The sequence below is a fragment of the Pseudomonas pseudonitroreducens genome (assembly GCF_021603645.1).
GTDB classification, from domain to species: domain Bacteria; phylum Pseudomonadota; class Gammaproteobacteria; order Pseudomonadales; family Pseudomonadaceae; genus Pseudomonas; species Pseudomonas pseudonitroreducens.
Genome location: NZ_BQHJ01000002.1, coordinates 324,203 through 342,636, shown reverse-complemented (window position 1 = coordinate 342,636; position 18,434 = coordinate 324,203). Strand labels below are relative to the sequence as shown.

General features: G+C 66.8%; 13 protein-coding genes. 5 read left to right on the top strand and 8 right to left on the bottom strand.

Annotated features, from left to right (window positions below; genetic code table 11):
* The first annotated feature begins 7 nt into the window (after positions 1-7).
* From parC to L6D89_RS05730, 4 genes are all read left to right on the top strand, one after another.
* Positions 8-2,272 carry a DNA topoisomerase IV subunit A gene (parC, locus tag L6D89_RS05745; protein WP_236199044.1) on the top strand — a complete coding sequence of 755 codons (2,265 nt, stop codon included), beginning with the start codon at positions 8-10 and terminating at the stop codon, positions 2,270-2,272.
* Positions 2,273-2,423: 151 nt separating this feature from the next.
* A complete protein-coding gene (locus tag L6D89_RS05740) occupies positions 2,424-3,146 on the top strand; it encodes a PqiC family protein (RefSeq protein WP_236171275.1) in 723 nt (240 codons plus the stop codon).
* A gap of 245 nt (positions 3,147-3,391) precedes the next feature.
* The gene (locus tag L6D89_RS05735; protein WP_236199283.1) at positions 3,392-4,948 is read left to right on the top strand and encodes an ArnT family glycosyltransferase; all 1,557 of its coding nucleotides are present in this window, start codon (positions 3,392-3,394) and stop codon (positions 4,946-4,948) included.
* Entirely contained in the window at positions 4,948-6,186 is a 1,239-nt protein-coding gene (locus L6D89_RS05730) for a metallophosphoesterase family protein (RefSeq protein ID WP_236199043.1), read from the top strand. Before L6D89_RS05735 ends, L6D89_RS05730 begins: the two co-directional genes overlap by 1 nt.
* A gap of 1 nt (position 6,187) precedes the next feature.
* Here L6D89_RS05730 and L6D89_RS05725 read toward each other — a convergent pair whose 3' ends face one another.
* Positions 6,188-6,724, bottom strand: coding sequence for a metal-dependent hydrolase (locus L6D89_RS05725; RefSeq protein ID WP_236199042.1), 537 nt, complete (start codon positions 6,722-6,724; stop codon positions 6,188-6,190).
* Between the two features lie 50 nt (positions 6,725-6,774).
* The gene (locus L6D89_RS05720; protein WP_236199041.1) at positions 6,775-8,343 is read right to left on the bottom strand and encodes an AhpA/YtjB family protein; all 1,569 of its coding nucleotides are present in this window, start codon (positions 8,341-8,343) and stop codon (positions 6,775-6,777) included.
* A 223-nt stretch (positions 8,344-8,566) separates the two neighbouring features.
* Here L6D89_RS05720 and serB point away from each other — a divergent pair, with 223 nt between their 5' ends.
* Positions 8,567-9,778, top strand: a complete 1,212-nt coding sequence (serB, locus tag L6D89_RS05715; RefSeq protein WP_236199040.1) for a phosphoserine phosphatase SerB — start codon at positions 8,567-8,569, stop codon at positions 9,776-9,778.
* A gap of 192 nt (positions 9,779-9,970) precedes the next feature.
* Here serB and L6D89_RS05710 read toward each other — a convergent pair whose 3' ends face one another.
* From L6D89_RS05710 to L6D89_RS05685, 6 genes are all read right to left on the bottom strand, one after another.
* On the bottom strand, positions 9,971-12,043 hold the full coding sequence (locus tag L6D89_RS05710) for an EAL domain-containing response regulator (RefSeq protein WP_236199039.1): 2,073 nt from the start codon (positions 12,041-12,043) through the stop codon (positions 9,971-9,973).
* Positions 12,044-12,108: 65 nt separating this feature from the next.
* Complete coding sequence (locus L6D89_RS05705; protein WP_236199038.1) at positions 12,109-13,917, bottom strand: molecular chaperone; 1,809 nt, start codon at positions 13,915-13,917, stop codon at positions 12,109-12,111.
* Between the two features lie 128 nt (positions 13,918-14,045).
* The gene (locus L6D89_RS05700; RefSeq protein WP_236199037.1) at positions 14,046-15,023 is read right to left on the bottom strand and encodes an HPP family protein; all 978 of its coding nucleotides are present in this window, start codon (positions 15,021-15,023) and stop codon (positions 14,046-14,048) included.
* 76 nt (positions 15,024-15,099) lie between these two features.
* Positions 15,100-15,969, bottom strand: a complete 870-nt coding sequence (gene asd / locus L6D89_RS05695) for an archaetidylserine decarboxylase (protein WP_236171284.1) — start codon at positions 15,967-15,969, stop codon at positions 15,100-15,102.
* 3 nt (positions 15,970-15,972) lie between these two features.
* Positions 15,973-16,788 (bottom strand): thiosulfate sulfurtransferase, encoded by an 816-nt coding sequence (gene rhdA, locus L6D89_RS05690; protein ID WP_236199036.1) that lies wholly within the window; start codon positions 16,786-16,788, stop codon positions 15,973-15,975.
* Between the two features lie 114 nt (positions 16,789-16,902).
* A complete protein-coding gene (locus L6D89_RS05685) occupies positions 16,903-18,426 on the bottom strand; it encodes an HDOD domain-containing protein (protein ID WP_236199035.1) in 1,524 nt (507 codons plus the stop codon).
* Positions 18,427-18,434 lie beyond the last annotated feature (8 nt).

Genomic DNA, 18,434 nt, shown 5'->3' with positions numbered 1-18,434 from the left:
GGCACGCATGAGCGAAACCCTCGATCTGAGTCTGGAGGGCGTGGAGCGCCGGTCACTGGCCGACTTCACCGAACAGGCTTACCTGAACTACTCCATGTACGTGATCATGGACCGCGCCCTGCCGCATATCGGCGACGGCCTCAAGCCCGTACAGCGGCGTATCGTCTATGCCATGAGCGAGCTGGGCCTGGACGCGGACGCCAAGCACAAGAAATCGGCGCGTACCGTCGGTGACGTGCTGGGTAAATACCACCCCCACGGCGACTCGGCGTGCTACGAGGCCATGGTGCTGATGGCCCAGCCGTTCTCCTACCGCTACCCGCTGGTGGACGGCCAGGGTAACTGGGGTGCGCCGGACGATCCCAAGTCCTTCGCCGCGATGCGTTACACCGAAGCGCGCCTGTCGCGCTATGCCGAGACCCTGCTCTCCGAGCTGGGCCAGGGCACCGCGGACTGGGTGCCGAACTTCGACGGCACGATGGACGAGCCGGCCGTGCTGCCGGCGCGCCTGCCCAACCTCCTGCTCAATGGCACCACCGGCATCGCCGTGGGCATGGCCACCGACATTCCGCCGCACAACCTGCGCGAAGTGGCGGCCGCCTGTATTCGCCTGCTGGACGAGCCACAAGCGACTGTCGCCGACCTCATCGAGCACGTGCCCGGCCCGGATTTCCCCACCGAGGCGGAAATCATCACCCCGCGCGCCGACCTGCAGAAGATCTACGAAACCGGCCGTGGCTCGGTGCGCATGCGCGCCGTGTACCGCGTCGAGGACGGCGACATCGTGGTCACCGCGCTGCCGCACCAGGTCTCCGGGGCCAAGGTGCTGGAACAGATCGCCGGGCAGATGCAGGCCAAGAAGCTGCCGATGGTCGCCGACCTGCGCGACGAGTCGGACCACGAGAACCCGACCCGCATCGTCATCATCCCGCGCTCCAACCGCGTGGATGCCGAAGAGCTGATGACCCACCTGTTCGCCACCACCGACCTGGAAAGCTCGTACCGGGTGAACATGAACGTCATCGGCCTGGACGGCAAACCCCAGGTCAAGGACCTGCGCCAGGTGCTCAGCGAGTGGCTGACCTACCGTACCGACACCGTGCGCCGCCGCCTGCAATTCCGCCTGGACAAGGTCGAGAAGCGCCTGCACCTGTTGGAAGGCTTGCTGGTCGCCTTCCTCAACCTCGACGAAGTCATCCACATCATTCGCACCGAGGACCAGCCCAAGCCGGTCCTGATGCAGCGTTTCGAGCTCTCCGAGCTGCAGGCCGACTACATTCTCGACACCCGCCTGCGTCAGCTGGCGCGCCTGGAAGAGATGAAGATCCGCGGCGAGCAGGACGAGCTGGCCAAGGAGCGCGCCAAGTTGCTGGCGATCCTCGGCTCCGGCGCCAAGCTGCGCAAACTGGTGCGCGACGAGCTGGTCGCCGACGCCGAGACCTACGGCGACAACCGGCGCTCGCCGATCGTCGCCCGTGCCGAAGCCCGCGCGCTGTCGGAAACCGAGCTGATGCCCACCGAGCCGGTGACCGTGGTGCTCTCCGAAAAGGGCTGGGTGCGCTGCGCCAAGGGCCACGACATCGATGCCACCGGTCTGTCGTACAAGGCCGGCGACGGCTTCAAGGCGTCCGCGCCAGGTCGTTCCAACCAGTTCGCGGTATTCATCGACTCCACCGGGCGCAGTTACTCACTGGCCGCCCACAGCCTGCCGTCGGCCCGTGGCCAGGGCGAGCCGCTGACCGGCCGCCTGACGCCGCCGCCGGGCGCGACCTTCGACCGGGTGCTGCTGCCGGAGGACACCGCGCTGTATGTGCTGGCCTCCGACGCCGGTTACGGCTTCGTTGCCAAGGGCGAGGACATGCAGGCCAAGAACAAGGCCGGCAAGGCCCTGCTCAGCCTGCCCAACGGTGCGCAGGTGATGGCGCCGCGTCCGGTCGCCGATGTCGAGCAGGACTGGATCGCCGCCGTGACCACCGAAGGCCGCCTGCTGCTGTTCAAGGTTTCCGACCTGCCGCAATTGGCCAAGGGCAAGGGCAACAAGATCATCAGCGTGCCGGGCGACCGCGTGGCGAGCCGCGAGGAATACCTCACCGACCTCGCCGTGCTGCCGCCGGGCGCCACCCTGGTGCTGCAGGCCGGCAAGCGCACGCTGTCTCTCAAAGGGGACGATCTGGAGCACTACAAGGGTGAAAGAGGGCGTCGTGGCAACAAACTGCCGCGCGGTTTCCAGCGAGTGGATGCCTTGCTGGTAGAATCGCTGTCTCAGGATTGAAACGCGGTTCGATACATTCTGCCTCTGGAGCTGAGGCGCCGGTTGAGGGATGATACGTCCCTTTGGCTACCGGCGCCTCCGCGTGCCGCCTGAAGCTATAGTGAAATTTGTTGGAAGTAGCGCCGAATTTCGGCGAATGACGGTGATCCAGATGAGCGCTTGGCGCGTCTTGGCCTTATTTTCCCTCGTCAGCCTCCTCGGGCTGACGGGCTGTACAGTGAACCGGCCGACCCAGTTGTACCAACTGGATGCGGGTGCGGTTCCTGTGCCGACCCGTGACAACGGTGTCGCTGTACTGCTCGGTCCGGTATCCCTGGCCGATTACCTGAAGCGCGAGACCATGGTCCAGCGCCAGGCCGACGGTATTCTCAACCTCTCCACCGAAGCCCGCTGGGCCGGCAGCCTGGAGACCAATGTCAGCCAGCAGCTGATGCGCCTGCTCTCGGGCGAGCTGGACAGCACCCGCCTGGCGCTGTTCCCGGAGAAGCCCGGCTTCACCCCGCAGGTGCAGGTCATGCTGACCATCAGTCGCCTGGATTCTGGCCCCAAGGAGCCGGCGGTGCTGGAGGCGCGCTGGCGTCTGCTCGACCAGAAGGGCGAGTTGCGCGACAGCCGTGTGTTCCGCGAGGAAGAGGCGCATTCGGGCAGCGTGCAGGATCAGGTGCGGGCCCAGGGCGACTTGCTGCGCAAGTTGTCGGTCCAGCTGGCCCGTGACGTGCGTCCGGTGGCGACCGCCGTTGCCGAGCAACAGGCCGCGCCGCCGCGCAAGCCGCAGGTCGCCAATACCGAGCAGGCTGCGAAGCCCAAGGAAGAAGGGCCGAAGATCCCGCTGGTGGTGCCGATTCGCACCGATGTCGAGGTTTACCGCTTCTAGGTCACCTCGCGCCGATCGACACAGCCGCGGCCCGCAGAGCATAGCTTTGCGGGCCGTTTTGCTTCTGCCGTGGCCGGTTTTGACATCTTCTTGACGGCCTCCGTGGTATCTACGGGCGCTTGTGCAGGCTGGTGGCGTCCGGACGTTTCCGCGCAGGGCCTGCGAGAGACTCGCGCGTGTCGTCATTCCCTCCTACCTCCGGTGTTCAGGCGGAATCCGCCCTGAGTCGTCAGACGCTTTGCGTGATGCTGGCGGCGCTGGTGCTGTTTCTGCTCGGCGTGCAGGGCGATGCCTTTGTCGGCTTCGACTCGCGCTTCGTCCTGTTCGCCCGCGAAATGCTGCGTCACGGGCCGAGCTGGTTCCCGACCACCTACGGCGCGCCCTATCCGGACTACCCGGCCACCGCGACCCTCCTGACGTACCTGTTGTCGCTGCCGCTGGGGCGGGTCACGGAGCTCACCGCCTGGTTGCCCACCGCACTGGCAGCGTCTATTTGCACTGGCGTGGTGTATCGCCTGGTGGCGCCGTTCTCCCGCTCCTGGGCGCTGATCAGCGTGGCGATGCTGCTGCTGACGGCCACCTTCGTCAGTGAGACGCGTGCCGTCTCCCTTGACCTGATGGTGGCCGCGGTGGGGTTGCTGGCCTTCTACCTTGCCTTCCACGCCGAACGCCGCAGCGTGCCGGGTCTTCTGCTGCGGCTGTTGCCACTGCTGTTCATCGGATTCGCCCTGCGCGGCCCGCTTGGCCTGGTGGTGCCGGCGGGCATGGTGTGCAGCCAGTTGCTGCTGGACCGGCGCTGGAAGTCCCTGTTCGCCTTTTCCGCGAGCGCGCTGGTGTTGCTGATCCTTTGTGTATTTGCGCTGATCGCGCTGGCACGCTCCGTGGGCGGCGAGGCGTTCGTCCAGGATGTCCTGCGGATGCAGGTGATCGGTCGCCTGGATGGCTCCGCCGGCTCCAGCGATGCGCTGTATTACTTCCGCAGCTCCCTGGGCAACTACGCGCTGGCCTTCCCGCTGGCGCTGCCGGTCCTCGCGCTGTTCTGGCAGCAGCGCCGTGAGCCGGCCTTCCGCCTGGTGGCGGGCTGCGCCCTGGCCGGGCTGGTCGTCATGCTCGGGCTGTCGGTCCCACAGGCAAAGAAGGCGCGTTACATCATCGCCGTGGCGCCCCTGGCGGCCGTCATCGCGGGATATCCCTTCATGATCGCCGGTAGCCGCCTGGCGCAGGTGCTGCGCGGGCTGCTGCGTTTGCTCTGGTTGTCGCTGCCGGCGCTTCTGCTGGCCGGGTTGTGGTTCGTCTGGAAGCGTTATCCACAGGAGCTGGCCGCGCTCGGCTGGCACCTGCCGGCGTGCGTCGTGGTACTCGCGGCATTGCTGGCAACTGGCGCGCTGCGCTGGCGCCGGTCGGCGGAACTGGCGCTGCTGGCGGCGCTGGCGTTGTGGGCGAGCTTCATCCTGGTCTTCGAACCGGTGGAGCACCGTCTGTACGACAGCCAGGCGTTTTCCCGCGAGCTTGCCCGCCATCTCGATACGCAGCCTGCGCCGCTGGTGCTCTATGGCATGGGGCCGGACGCGCGGGCGATCAAGCTGATGGTCAACCTCGACCGCGACTTGCAGCCGCTGTTCCTCGACAGCCCGGAGCAACTGGCGGCGCAGAGCGGCCCGTTCTACCTGATGATCCAGGCGCGTGATGCCCAGCGCATTGCCGCTTCGCTGCCCGGGGCCTCGCAAGCGCTGTTCGAAGGCCGTTTCGACAACGACACCTACCGCCTGCTGCGCCTCCCCGGAGTGGGCTCCAATCCGTGATGAAAGTACTGACTTCCCTACTTGCCTGCTGCCTGCTGCTGGGGGGCTGCGACGACTCCGATACCCAGGACGTGGTCGAACGGGACCAGGCATTCTTCCGCCAGCACCCCCTGCCGCCCCTGGAGATCGTCTCCGGCGGCGGCAGCTTCGTCCTGCCGTTGCTGCCGGACACCCAGTTCTATGCGGAGAACAACCACCGCAAGCGCCATCTGTTCCGCAGCGAGCAACGCTTCCCCGACCTGCCGTACCAGCCGGCACTGGCGTTCTTCGCCCAGACCTACTGGCTGGCGAAGCATGCCGAGCTGCTGCAGGTTCCGCTGGTGGTCCACCTCGGCGACGTGGTGGAGAACGCCGGTGTCGCCACCCAGTGGCAGACCGCCAGTGGCGCCATGCGCACGCTGGAAGAGCGCGGCGTGCCCTACAGCATCGCCACGGGCGAGCGTGACGTGCATGAGGAGGCCAGCACGGATGACCGTCGCTCCTTCCTCGATCGCTTCAAGGACCACTTCGGCCCCGAGCGCGCCGCCTGGCAGAGCACCTATGTGGGCAGCGATCCAAAGGGGCTGAGCCAGGTGCATCTGTTCCAGCGCTACGGCCAGTCGTTCCTGCTGCTGGCGCTGGACTGGAGCCCTTCAGAGGCGACTCTGGCATGGGCACAGAGTGTCATTGACGAACATCCGCACGTACCGGTGATCCTCGCTTCGCACAGCATCCTGCAACGCGGTGCCAACGGCATGGCTGAGCTGTCCCGCGAGGACAATGCCAGCGGAGCGCTGCTATGGGACCGGCTGATTCGCCGCAACGACCAGATATTCCTCACCCTGAACGCCCATGCCGACGGCGCCGTGCACACGCGGATGCTCAATGACCTGGGACACAGCGTGGACATGGTAATGGTCGACTACCAGCACCAGTACCTGGGCGGCAACGGGTTGCTGCAGTTGCTGGAGCTGGACCTGCGGCGCAATCGCCTCGCCGGCCTGTCGCTGTCGCCGTGGGTGCTCTGGAAGCGCCAGGTCTACCCGCAGGCGTACAAGCCCTGCGAGTCGCTGCAGGCGCTGAATGATTGCGATCAACTGATGCCGGAAGATTCGCCCGGCTGGGATAACCGCTTCCAGCTCGAGCTGGATTACCAGGCGCGGTTCGCCAGTTTCCACGGCTACAGCGCGCAGTTGCCACTGCCGGGAGCGCAGGCTTCGCTGCTCGACCAGGTCCAGGCGCAGCTCGGCAAGCGCTGAGTCAGGCGTCCCGGCGGAGAAGGCGGCGCATGCCGATGCCGGCCAGCGCCACACCCAGGCAGGGCAACCAGACCCAGCGCGCCTCGGAGAGCAGCACGTCGAGCCCGCGTTGGCTGAGGAATCGCGACAGGCCGATGGGCGAAACCTCGATGGGGTGCAGCGGCAGGAAGTAGCGCTGCTCGCTCCAGGGCCAGAACCACGCGACGCCCAGGCCGCCGTCGGTCATCGCATCCAGCACGCTATGGGATGCGGTCGCCAGGCCGATCCACAGGCCGGCTTTCAGCGGGCCGCTGTCCAGCAGGCGGCAGCCCAGCGCCCCGAGCACACCCATGCACGCCGCGAACAGTAAGGAGTGGCTGAAGCCGCGATGGCCGAACGCATCGTGGTAGGCAATCCCCAGCTTGAAGGCGACCACGTCGAGGTCGGGCAGGCAGGCGGCCAGCATGCCGGCGAGCAGCAGTCGCGGCGCAATGAGGCGCGAGCCAAGCGCGAGGCCCACTGCCAGCACGGGCAGGGGGTGAGTGATCAGGGTGGTCATGGAGTCCGTTCCACGAGGGGCCTGGCGACCCCCTCTCTTTCTATTGGGGGTCAGGTGGTGCGCAGGGCGCGCATGCGCGAGAGCTGGCGCTCCAGCATGGACGGATAGGGCTCTTTCAGCCATTCCACGCAGCAGGCGTTTTCCGGGCTGGCGATGGGGCGGATGCGTGCCCGCTCGCGGACCTTCTCGTCGTCGCCAATGGATTTTTCCACCAGCAGCAGGTTGCGGCTGTGCTGGCTGAGGGCCAGGGCGTCCTGGGCAGAGGAATCCTGCAGCAGTTCGGCCTGTTCCAGGTCGGCGACGTCTTCGCCCAGCACCAGGCCCAGCTGCAGTTGCAGGGTGATGCCGCTGTCGGCAACCTCGATCTGCAGGGCGTGGCCGAGGGCGCGCATCAGCTCGCCGCAGCACAGTGCATTGGTGAGGAACTCCTCGTCCTGGTCGCGGCTGTGGAAAAGGATCAGGCTACCGCCGTCGCTGAGGGTGTAGAGCGTGCCCTTGTACAGGCGCGCGGCCTGCTCCAGGCAGTCGCGGTAGCGTTCCAGCAGGTCGACCAGGCGCGCACGCGGCAGGCGCCGTAGCTGTTCCTGGGCGCCCAGTTGTACGGCGAGCACCGCGCTGGTGCCGGCGGAAACCGGCTCCGGCTCGGCTTCGGGTTCTTCTTCCTCGACGCCGATTTCGTCCTCGGCTTCCTCTTCCGTCACCGCCTCGAATTCTTCCTCGGGGAAGTCGTCTTCAGCGTCGGTCTTGCGGCGTGCGGCGGGGGCGAGCAGCTCGTCGTCGGAGAAGATGTTCTCGTCGAATTCGTGTTCGTCAGTGGCGCCGCTGGCTTCCAGCACCGGCTCCCTGGCAGCGGGCTTGCCGGCCTTGGCCGGCGCTTTCGCGCGCGGCGCGGGGGCGCTGACCACCGGCTCGGGGGCCGGCGGCTTCTCCGGCGCCAGGCGAGCTTGCAGCTGGCGGGCGAGATCGCCGATCTCGTTCTGCAGACCGGCGCCCGGCGCGCTGTCGTCCGGATCGCGAAGCCAGACGCGAAGTTGTAACAGGGGTGTGGAAATCTGCCGCCCCAGGCGCAGGCCGAAAGTCAGGGTGAGCAGCAACAGGATCAGGCTGATGAGTCCCATGCTCTGCAGGCTGACGGTCATCGGCTGCTCGAACTGATGCATGTCGAGGCTGATGCGCAGGTGGCCGGCGATGACTTCCTGGAAGGTGATGGGCGTGGAGTACAGGCCTTCGGCGTCGCCCAGCAGGCCCTGCTTGGGCCGCGTACCGGACTCGGCGAGGATGCGGTTGTCCACGCTGTAGATCGCCGCGTGGGCCACCAGCGGGTTCTTGGTCAGGTTGTTGAGCAGCACGTTGAGGCTGAGGATGTCATTGGACACCAGCAACTCGGTGGCTGACTGCGCGGTCTGCGTGGTCAGGCTCTGGCCGAGGGCGTCGGCCTGCTGCTGCATGGCCTGCTTGAACTGCAGGCCCATCACGCAGGCATAGATCACCAGGGCCGTGGCCACCAACAGCAAGCTGTGGACGGCGATGCGCAGGGCAATCGGCACGCGGCGCTGACGCAGGGCGTGGAAGAGCAGCAGGAAGAAATTGTCGGGCTTGACGGAGGTGGGCCGGGTCACAGCGGGCTCGGTCTTCTCTAGGGCAGATGCGGGGCAGTATAACGAGGCCCTACCGGGGGGCAAAGCGCCGCAGGCGCTGTCAAGGCGGCGAAAGTCGGCGTGCCGCACCGATCCACCGTGCATTCCGATCGGCGGTGGCGCTGCGCGGGCGGGCGAGCGGAGCATCCGCAGGCACTGAAAGCAGGTAGAATGAGCGCCTTTTTTCCATGGCGGAGACAGCGCCTTGCGCGAGATCGTCCTGATCAACATCACCGGGGAAGACCGCCCCGGCCTCACCGCAGCCATTACCGGCGTCCTGGCGCAGGGTGGCGTGAACATCCTCGATATCGGCCAGGCGGTAATCCACGACACCCTTTCCTTCGGCATCCTGGTGGAAATCCCGGATAACCAGCGGGCTTCCTCGGTGCTCAAGGACGTGCTGTTCACGGCCTACGAACTCGATCAGCAGGTGCGCTTCACGCCGGTCTCCGAAGACGACTACCGCCAGTGGGTCGGTGGCCAGGGCAAGCCGCGCCACATCGTCACCTTGCTGACTCGCCGGGTAACCGCCGAGCAGTTGCAGCGGGTCAGCTCGATCACCGCCAAGTACGGCCTGAACATCGACCAGATCGATCGCCTGTCCGGGCGCATGCCGCTGGACATGCCGGCCGACCAGGGCAAGGGCTGCATCGAATTCTCCGTGCGTGGCGAACCGGCCGACCCTGTGGCGCTGCGCGCCGAGTTCCTCAGCGTGGCCCAGGAGCTGAACGTCGACATCGCCTTCCAGCAGGACTCGGTGTTCCGCCGCAACCGTCGCCTGGCGGTGTTCGACATGGACTCGACGCTGATCGAGGCCGAAGTGATCGACGAGCTGGCCAAGGCCGCCGGCGTCGGCGAGCAGGTCTCCGAGATCACCGAGCGCGCCATGCGTGGCGAGCTGGACTTCCGTGCCAGCTTCAAGGAGCGTCTGGCGCTGCTGCAGGGGCTTTCCGAAGACGTGCTGGAAGAGATCGGCGCCTCGCTGCGCCTGACCGAAGGCGCCGAGACCCTGTTCGCCGAGCTCAAGCGCCTGGGTTACAAGACCGCCATTCTCTCCGGTGGCTTCAGCTACTTCGCCAGGCAGTTGCAGGCGAAGCTGGGCATCGACTATGTGTTCGCCAACGAGCTGCAGATCGTCGACGGCAAGCTGACCGGCGTGGCCATCGAGCCCATCGTCGACGCCCAGCGCAAGGCCGACCTGCTGCGCGAGCTGGCAGCGAAGGAAGGCTTGCAGCTGGAGCAGACGATTGCCGTGGGCGACGGCGCCAACGACCTGCCGATGCTCGGTCTGGCCGGCCTGGGTGTGGCCTTCCGCGCCAAACCGCTGGTCAAGCAGTCGGCCAAGCAGGCGATCTCCACCCTCGGGCTGGATGGCATCCTCTACCTGCTCGGCTTCCGCGATCGCGAAGGTGCCTGACCAGCGCTGAGTTGTCGCTGCAAAAAAGCCGCCCCAAGGGGCGGCTTTTTTGTTTTCGCATGCTACGGATGGTTCGGCGTGGAGCCAACCCAATCGCGGACAGAGTCCGCTCCTACGCTCAGGCCGGGGGTAGGAGCGGACTCTGTCCGCGATCGATCAACCCCAATACTGGAGCTCCGCCGTAACTTCCGCTTACTCGTCCGAGGCGAAATCGTAGTCCATCGCCTGGCTCGGGCCCTGCAGGTAGCGGCCCTGGATGTAGTTGGCGCCGGCCTGCCACAGGGTGGCCAGCGCGGTGGCGCTTTCCACCATCGGGACGATGGTCAGCTTGGCCTGGGCGTGCAGGCTGGCCATCAGGGTCTTCAGGTTTTCCTGGTTCTCCGCCGTGTTCAGGTCCTGCACGTAGGAACCGTCGACCTTCACGAAGTCGACGTTCATATGCTTGAGGGTGTTGAACGGGTTGAGTGCGCAACCGAACTGGCACAGCGCGACCTGGCAGTGCAGCTCGGCGAGGCCCTGGCTCAGCACCTTGGCCTGGCGCAGGTAGGCGATGGCGTCCGGCTCGCTGATCTGCACGATCAGCGCGTCGGCCGGCAAGCGCGAGGCCTTCAGCGCCACGCTCAGCCACGGCAGCAGTTCCGGGTCCTGCAGGCTGGGCCCGGAGAGGTGCACGAAGAGCTTGGTCTCATGCCCCTTGGCGCGATGCTCGGAGAGCAGCTTGATGGAATTGAGCAGCACCCAGCGGTCGATCTTCTCGGCCAGGCCGCTGGACTTGGCGGCATTGAGGAAGTCCGCCGGCGGCACTTCCTCGCCCTGCGGATTGAGCAGGCGCAGCAGTACTTCATAGTGCTCGTGGGTGTCGCCGCGCAGGCTGATGATTGGCTGGAACAGCAGGCGGAAGCTGTTCTGCTCCAGCGCCTGGCGGATGATCGCGCTGATGTCGCCACGGTAGGCGGCGGCAGCCAGTTCGTCGGCCGGGTTGAAAACCTTCAGGCCGTTGCCGTCCTTCTGTGCGATTTCATCGGCGCCGCGGTGGGCGCGCTCGATGACTTCCTGGGCGCGGGTGGTCTTCTCGTCGAGCCCGGCGGTACCGATGGACAGGGTGATCTGCGCGGTGCGGCCATGAATGTCGAACAGATGGCCTTCGACTTTCTTCAGCAGGGCGTTGAAGCGCGGGACCGATTGCTCTGGGGTTTCGCCCGGCAACAGCACGGCGAACACGTCGTCGCTGAGGCGGGCCAGTTGCGCCTGCTCCGGGAACTGCCCGCGCAGCAGGTTGCCCAGGTCCGCCAGCAGCAGGTCGATGCTGGCGACGCCGAGTTCCAGCTGCAGGGCCTGGGCGCGATCGAGCAGCATGTAGGCGAAGGTCGCCGGCTGTCCGGCGGTCACTGCGCGCTCCACGGCGGTGTCCATCAGGTCGAGGAAGTGGGCGCGGTTGAACAGGCCGGTAACCAGGTCCTGGCTGCTGACTTCGCGGAGTTTTTCCTCGAGCTGGGCGTTGTCCGACTCGGCGCGGATCACCACCTGGATGCACGGCTCGCCGTCATAGGTGGCCGGCGAGAAGGTCATGCGCGCGGCAAAGGCCTGGCCGTCGCTGCGGATACCGCTGCAGGCGAGGTCGGCATTGTCCTCGGTGGTCTGATAGCCCTTGAGGAAGTCCTTGAAGTTGGCCTGGTCGCAGCCGGCGATCAGGTCGATCATCGGCATGCCTTCCAGCTCCTCGGCATCCTCGTAGCCGAACAGGCCGACGTAGGCGCGGTTGGCGTAGATGTGCATGCCGTCGTGGACGTAGGTGATGGCGTCGACCGAACTGTCCAGCAGCAACTGGCAACGCTTCTCCGCTTCGCGCAGCGCGACTTCGGCGGCACGCCGCGCGCGGCGCTCCTCGAGGTTGGCCAGCTCGCGGTTGGCCACCAGGATCAGCCGCTCGTCCTCGCCTTGCGGCAGGGCGTCCTGCGCGCCGAGGGCCAGGGCCTCGGTGACGGCATCGGAGTCGTTGCCGCTGACCAGTTGGATGAAGGGAATATCCTTGGCCTGCCGGCGGATGGTGCTGAGCGCTTCGCTCGGCTCCAGCGCCTCGGCTTCGGGGGCTGCAATCAGCAGGTCCCAGCCCTGGGACAGGATGTCCGTCAGGTCTTCGCTGGAGGTGATGCGGTGAACGCGGGTCGCACGACCGGCGTTGCGGAACAGGCTGACCAGGCGCTCGGCTTCGTTCTGCGAGTCTTCCAGGATCAGCAGGCGGATGGTTTTCTTTTCATTGGCCATGGAGAAGACTGCTTATACCGCGCTGGACGGCAGCAAAAAGGCGACGAAAGGGGATCGCCTGGAATCTACAGAGACTTCCAGAGCGAGTCAAAGTCTTCCTCCCCGCCAGCGCCGCGAGCATTCGGTGCTGTGATGGGCTTATCGCTCGCTGTGCCGGCTGCATCCTGCGCCTGGTATTCGAACTGGGTGAAGCTGGCAGTGGCGGTGACCTTGCGGGTCAGGGTAGCGCGACGCTCGTCACCCTGCAGGTTGAGCTGCACGCGATTGCCTTCCTGGAACGGCAGGCGCGGGGTGATGACGGTGGCCGGGCGGGAGATCGCGGCGATCTCCGGTAGCAGCAGGGCGCGCAGATACTGGCTGCCCTGTTCGGTCTTGCGCAGCAACTGCAGGCCGCAGGGTTGCGCGAGCGGAGCGATCAGCTCGATGCCCATCTGCGTGCCGCCGCCACGGACCTGGCGAATCCAGCGCACCACGGCGACGCTCCAGCTGTGCTCCGGGGTGTCCTGGATGCCAAGGATCTCGCCGGCCTGCAGTTGGCTGGGGATATCCTTCGGCCAGGTCAGGCAGTAGCCGCCGGGGCTGTGGTTGACGATGTTCAGGGTGAACACCGGGTAGTCGTCGCGCGGGGATTCCTGCGCCACGTTCAGGCCGCTGTCGTCGTTGGCGCGCGGTGCGGTGTACTCGATTTCCTCCAGCGGCATGCCGGGCTGCCAGTCGTTGACCTTCTGCGCGTCGAAGGCGCCGGACCAGGCATCCTTCACGTCGGCCTTGAAGGCCGGTACCTGTTCCTGCACCTGGATCTTCAGCACGTCGTTGAAGCTTCTGCGGCCAGCGAGGAAGTAATGCAGGGCGCTCATGCCGATGCACAGGGTCAGCTGGCCCTGGCCGGGAGTGCGGTGAAAGGTGCGTTCGGCGATATCGCCCCAGGCCGCGGCAAGGTGCTGCAGCAGGTCGACGCTGACGCCTTCGGGAACCTTCAGGCGCGCCTGCGCGCGGCTTTCCGGCGGCAACAGGAGGTACTCGCGGATCAGGTCCACCAGCGGCTGCGGGTCGATGCCGAGGCTGCCGGCGAGGTCGCTTTCCTTGAACAGGGTGCGGTAGCGCGGCGGGCCGTCGACCTGCGGCACCACCACGAACAGGGTGGAGGGCGCATCGGCGGCCTGGACTTTCACCTGCGCCGTCCAGCCCTCGAGGACTTCGGCGACACGGGCGATGTTGTTCTGACGCATCTGGTTGCAGCGCGCGGAGCCGAGCATCAGCGCCACCAGGTAGGACTGTTCGATGGACAGCCCCTGGGACTGACGCGCCAGGGCATCACGCACCGGCGTGTGCTGCAGGCCGTGCTGGCGGGCAAGCTGGTAGAGCTGGTGGAGCTCCAGCCAGAGGTTTTCCGGCACCGGGCAATACAGCTGCGAGGCGCGCACCAGCGGGCCGCAGAGGCTGCGGATGGCGCGCTGGATAGCAGCGGTGGTGACCTGGGCGCGCTCGCGGGTGAAGCGCGAAGCTTCGCGTACGACGATCAGCTTGTAGCCGATGGCCAGGTGGTTCTGCAGGGCCTGGCAGAGGTTGGCGACCTTGCGCGGGCGCTCGTCGAGGACGATGGATTGGTTGAGGAAGTGCCGTTCCAGGTTATGGCAGACGAAGTGGACTTCCGGGCGGAACAGTTCCAGCAACTGCAGGCGCGTCTCGACCGGCAGCTTGAGCTGGTTGAGTTCGATCAGCCCCTGGTAAAGCTGGCGGGCTGTTTCCCCGAGGTTGGCCTTGGGCAGGTGATCCAGCCAGTTTTTCAGCTCACGCGCATTGGCGTTGCAGAAGCTCAGGCTCTCGTGCGTCGGGGTGGGGACACGTAGAAACTGCTGGGGACTGTTGTCCATGGTGGCAATCGTTTCTCCACAAGCCGGCTCGTTGTACGAACCGGTTGGTCATAACTGTCGGCTTTTTCCGAACTCTAGCAGCATCCGCCGCCCGCCGCAGCCCATCGCCCGGATGGTGCGCGGACAGGTCACGGTAGAGCGGTCTCGCCTTTGATCTGCCGTTGCAGGGCGTTCTTCGCCGAGTCCTGCGCCGTGCTGCGTACCCAGCCGTCGCCCTGGGCGAGCACCGGATGCGCGGCCCAGTCGAGCAGGTCCTGGCGCCGGCAGACGCCGGTATTGCCCTTGCCGGCGCCGCCGACCACCTTGTAGACGAGTTGGTCCTGGCGGCTGCGCTTGTCCGGATGGTCGTCGATCACCTGGCGCACGGCCCAGGCGTCGCCGCTCAGGGCATTGCTGTAGCAGGCGCCGAGCAGGATGTCGTCCGGCGTCAGGCGCTGCGCCTGGGCATGCTCCTGGGCCAGCTGGAGGATTTTCAGCAGGTCGTCGAACTGCACGTCGATGTACGAATCCATCTTGCGTAGCGCGTGGTAGAGGTCTTCGGGCGCCGGGCCGGCGGGCAGCTTCGGCGTGGCGGGCAGGCGTGCCAGCGGCGCGGGATAGCGACGCCAGGCGAACAGACCGTTGAAGACCACGGCGACCGCGAGGATCAGCACCACGTTGAGCAGTACCGGGCTGAGCACGTAGTGAAAGCCCAGGGCTGTGATGGCTGGCCCGCCGGAAACCGCTGCCAGCGCGGTAGCGCCGCCCGGTGGATGGATGCAGCGCGCGTAGTGCATGACCAGGATCGCCGCGCCGACCGCGAGAGCGGGCGTGAACGGCTGGCCGGGAAAGAGTTTCTGGCAGATGACGCCGACGCAGGCCGAGAGTACCTGGCCGCCGAGAACTGCCCAGGGCTGCGACAGCACGCCATGGGGTACGGCGAACAGCAGCACGGCGCTGGCGCCCATGGAGGCGACGACCCAGATGGCCGCTTCGCTGGGCAGAACCCAGTGGGTGACGGCGTAGATAGCGGCGATGCCGCACAGCGCTCCGATTGCGGAGAGCCACTTTTCAAGATGGCTGGTGGCGTTGGCACGCCAGCCCATCAGGTGCAGGAAGCGTTTCATGGCAGGAGAACTAACACGATGAGGCGGAAAGCAGCGGCGGGCAGCTCATTGGCCGCCCGCCTTATAGAAACGGGCGTCAGCCCTGGCGCGCGCCACCCAGGCGTTCGCCCATGCGTACGGCGCTGGTGGCGGCGAGGTTTTCCGCCCAGCTGACCTGCTCGGGCCCGAACAGCACGATGGCGGTGGAGCCCAGCTTGAAGCGGCCCAGTTCGGCGCCTTTCTCCAGGTGGATCGGCGCGCGTGCGGCTTCGTCGTAGCTGAAGGACTTCAGCTCGCGCTTGGGCGGTGTGACCAGGCCGGCCCAGACGGTTTCGATGGAGGCGACGATCATCGCGCCCACCAGCACCACGGCCATCGGCCCGCGCTCGGTGTCGAAGATGCACACCACGCGCTCGTTGCGGGCAAAGAGTTCCGGTACCTGTTCGGCGGTCAGCTGGTTCACCGAGAACAGTCGGCCCGGCACGTAGACCATCTCGCGCAGGGTGCCGGCCAGTGGCATGTGCACGCGGTGGTAATCCTTGGGCGACAGGTAGACGGTGGCGAACTCGCCACCCATGAACGGCGCGGCGCGCTCGGCGTCGCCGCCCAGCAGTTCCATCAGGCTGTAGCTGTGGCCCTTGGCCTGGAACACGCGGCCGTGCTCGATCGGGCCGAGCTGGCTAATGGCGCCGTCGGCGGGGCAGAGCACCGCGCCTGCGCTTTCGTCCAGTGGCCGGGCGCCGTCTTTCAGGGCGCGGGTGAAGAAGGCATTGAAGTGCTCATAGGCACGCAGGTCCTCGACCTGGGCTTCGCGCATGTCCACCTGGTAGCGACGGGCGAACCAGGGAATCAGACGGTCCTTGAACCAGGGTGCGCGGCATTCCGCAGCGCAGCCGATCAGGCGCGACAGCAGGTGATGCGGCAGCAGGTACTGGGCGAGGATGAACAGACGATCTTTGAACGACATTCCTTAAACCTCTACGGGGGTGTCGGGATGGTTGCCCCATTCCGACCAGGAACCGGCATAGCCCTTGACCCGCGGATAGCCGAGGGCCTTGGCCACCAGGTAGGTGAAGCCGGAGCGGTGGTGAGTCTGGCAGTGGGTGATCACTTCCTTGTCCTTGGTGATGCCCAGGTCCTCGAGGATCTGCGGCATATCGGTACGGATGCGCAGGGCGCGGGCCGGGTCCATGCCGGCGGTCCATTCGAAATTGACGGCGCCCGGCACATGCCCGCCCTTGGCGGCGAGGACTTTCTGGCCGCTGTACTCGCTGGGGTTGCGGGCGTCCCAGACGGCCAGGTCGGCGGCGCCCAGGCGGCTCTGCAGGTATTCGCGGGTGGCGGTGGGTTCGTCGTGCAGGGTCAGCGGCAGCGGGCCGCCGGCCGCGGCGGGGACGTCCTCGCTCAGCGGCAGGCCGTCGGCGAGCCAGGCATGCAGGCCGCCGTCGACGTAGTGATAGTTGTCGTGGCCGATCACGTCGAGCAGCCAGATGAAGCGGCCGGCCCAGCCACCGCCCTCGTCGTCATAGACCACATAGACGGCATTGGGGTTGTGGCCCAGTTCGCCGAACAGCGCCTCCAGGTCGGCCTTGGCCGGCAGCAGGCCGGGCGCCGGCGTGCCGCCCAGCTGGGTGCGCGCGGGCGCGACGAAGCGGGCGCCGGGGATGTGGCCCTGGGCGTAGCGCGCGGCGCTGGTCAGGTCGACCAGAATCAGTTCCGGAGCATCGAGACGGCTGGCGAGGTCAGCCGGTTCGATCACCAGGGGCAGGGCGGAGAAGGCGGACATGGCGGAGACTCCCGGCAAAAAAGGTGGGGGAGGCAACGTGAGCGCGTGCCCTGGGCTACCCCGTGAGGGCGGTTAGTTTAAAGGGCGGAAGGCGGGGCGCAAACCTTTCCCGGATCACGAGCCGCTCGCCATCTGCTTCACCGCGTGCTCGATGCACTGCACGGTGCGGCCGAAGGCCTGGGCGTGAAAGTCCGCCAGTGGCTGGCCTAGGCGGTCGCAGACGACCAGCATGACCACCCGCGCGCCGTTGCCCAGCGAGCGCAGCAGCAGGTGTTCGCTGGGCAGCAGCGCCTTCAGCGAGCCGGGGATCAGCGCCGAGAACTCGGCCATGTTGGCTGGGCTCAGGCGCAGTTGCCCGGGTTGTTGCAGGAGTTTGCGCAGCACCGGGCTGGCGGCGACTTCCAGCTTGAAGTCGCCAATCTCGCTGTCCAGGCCGAAGTGCCGGCGTGCCTGCAGCCAGCTGCCACCCTTGTCGGCCAGCAGGATCATCCCGCGTTGCAGCCCGCAGGCCTGCAGGGCGTCGCTGGCGCAGTCGAGCAGTTGTACGGCGTTGCCGAACGGGCTGGGCGTCTGCATCAGGCGGCTACAGTGCTGGCGCCATTCGGCCAGCGTATCCGGCGCCTTGGCCGGCTCTGCAGCCTTCGGGCCGTTGAGCCAGCGGCGCGCCTCCCAGGGCCACAGCAGCGCCTCGGCCGGGTGCCAGAGCAGCGGACGGGCGTGGTGACGGGCGCTCTGCGCGGCGAGGGCGTGGACGGTCTGTTGCAACTCTTCCAGCGGCATCTGCAGGTAGAGGCTGGTCAGGCGCTGCCAGCGCAGCATGTGCACGCCGCCCCAGGACTGGTGCGCGGCCATGGCGATGCTGTTGGCCAGGAGGATGGTGTTGGCCGGGCGGGTCAGCCAGCGTTGCAGTTCCGGGTCGGCATCCAGGCGCTGCTGCTGGCCCAGCGGCTCATGTTCGGTGTGGGCGACGTGCAGGGCGCGCACCAGCAGGCGCTTGTCGTCGCTGAGCAGGGCGTAGCCCTGGCCGACCCAGTCCGGCAGTCGCCAGCTGTCGGCCAGCGCGCGACACAACGGCAGCAGGGGAGTGCCGAGCAGTTCCGCTTCGACTTCGCTGCTGCAGCGGCCCAGGCCGTAGACTTGGCGCTGCCAGTTCTCCATCAGCTCCGGCCTGGCGGTGGCCAGCGCCCACAACGGCGCGAGGGTGAACAGGCTGCCCCAGTGGATTTCCTGCCAGAGCCGCGCCAGGCGGTTGGCGAACAGGCCGCTGGCCTGCTGCATGGCATGGCGGCTGATCAGTAGCAACTGACTGAGCGCGCGGGGCATCTGTGCTTCCGGCATCGCCGGCAGGCTATCCAGCAACTGGGTGACACGTGCCAGCCCCAGGCGATTGAGGGCCACTTCCAGGCTTTCCGCCGGATTGTCCCGCACACTGGGTACGCGGTTGGCTTCGCGCAGGATGGCGAACGCCAGCGTTGGTGCGTCCTGCAGCAGTTCGGAAATGTCCCGGATCGAGCGGCGACTGTCGTTCAGCGCCCGGCGAATGTCATCGCGCTGTTCCAGTGGAACCGGCAAAGGCAGATCTTCCAGCTGGGTAAGCCAGGCCTTGAGACGCTCTGGATGAAGCACTTGCTTAGACATGCGTGAGG